The organism is Neptuniibacter pectenicola, from assembly GCF_001597735.1.
In the GTDB taxonomy this organism is placed as follows: domain Bacteria; phylum Pseudomonadota; class Gammaproteobacteria; order Pseudomonadales; family Balneatricaceae; genus Neptuniibacter; species Neptuniibacter pectenicola.
Genome location: NZ_LUTS01000043.1, coordinates 1 through 1,189, shown reverse-complemented (window position 1 = coordinate 1,189; position 1,189 = coordinate 1). Strand labels below are relative to the sequence as shown.

Below are 1,189 nucleotides of genomic sequence, written 5' to 3'. Positions count from 1 at the left end.
GGGGGAAGAAAAAGGAGGGAAGGAAGGGGGGGAAGGGGGGAAGAGAAAAGGGAAAAAAAAGAAAAGGAAAAGAAGAAAGGAAAGGAAAGAGAGGCGAAAGAGAAGGAAGAAGAGAAGAAAGAAGAGAGAGGAAGAGAGGGGAGGAGAAAAAGGGGAGGAGGAGAAGGGGGGAAAGGAAAGAGAGGGAGAGAAAGGGAAGAAAAGGGAGAAGGGAAAGAGGGAGGAGAAGAAGGGGAAGGAAAAAAAGAAAAGGAAGAAGGAAAAGGAGAGGGAAAAGAAAGGGAGAGAGGGGGAGAAAAAAAGGGAGAGGGAAAAAGAGAGGGGGAGGAGGAAAGAGGGGGGGGAGGAAAGGAAAGGGGGGGGAGGGGAAGGGAGGGAAGGGAGAGAAGGGAAGGGGGAAGGAGGGGGGGGGGGGAGGGGGAGAGGAGAGGAAAGAGGGGAAGGAGAAGGGAGGAGGGGGGGGGGAAAAGGAGGGAGAGGAGGGGGGGGGGAGAAGGGAAGGAAAGAGAGAGGGAGGGGAGGGGGAGAAAAAAAAGAAAAAAGGAGTAGGGGGGATGAAGTGAGGAAAGGAGAGGGGAAAGTAGGGGTAATGAAAGCGAAGAGGTTGAAAGGGGGAAGAGGAGAGAGGGGGGAGGAAGAAGAAGGGAGGGGGGGGGGGAAAGAGGGGAGGAAAGAGAGAGGAAAGGGGAAGAGGGAAAAGAGGGGAGGGGGAAGAAGGGGGAAAGAGGGGGAGAAAAAAGAGAAGAAAAAAGAGAAAAGAGGAGAAAAGGAAGGGGGGGGAGGGAAGGAGGAAGAAAAAGAGAGAGGGGAGGGGAAGGAAGGGGAAAAGAGGAAGGAAGAAAGGAGGAAAGAGAGGAAGAAAGGGGAGAGGGGAGAGGGGAGGGGGGGGGGTGGAAGGGAAGAGAGGGAGGAGAGGGAGAAGGGGAGGAGGAGAGAGGAAAAGGAGAGGGAAAGAGAAGAGGAGAGGGAGAGGGGGGAAAGGAGAGAGGAGAGGAGAAAGGAAGAGGAGAGGAAGGGAAGGGGGGGGGGAAGAGAGGAGGAAAAGAAAAGGGAGAGGAAAGAAGAGGGAAAAGAAAAGAAAGGGGAAAGAAGGGGAAGAGGAGGAAAGAGAAGGAGAAAGAGAAAAAAGAAGAAATAAAGTGAAAAGGGAAAAAGAGAGGGGGGGAAGAAAGAGAAAAAAGAGGAGGGT

Annotated in this window: 2 protein-coding genes; both read left to right on the top strand. The window is 53.4% G+C overall.

Features of this window, described 5'->3' with window-relative positions; genetic code table 11:
- Window positions 1–549 (top strand): hypothetical protein (locus tag A3773_RS19680; RefSeq protein WP_197462817.1); only part of this gene is annotated, 549 nt, incomplete at its 5' end.
- A gap of 40 nt (window positions 550–589) precedes the next feature.
- Window positions 590–1,138, top strand: coding sequence for a hypothetical protein (locus tag A3773_RS19675; RefSeq protein WP_156473565.1), 549 nt, complete (start codon window positions 590–592; stop codon window positions 1,136–1,138).
- Window positions 1,139–1,189: the final 51 nt, after the last annotated feature.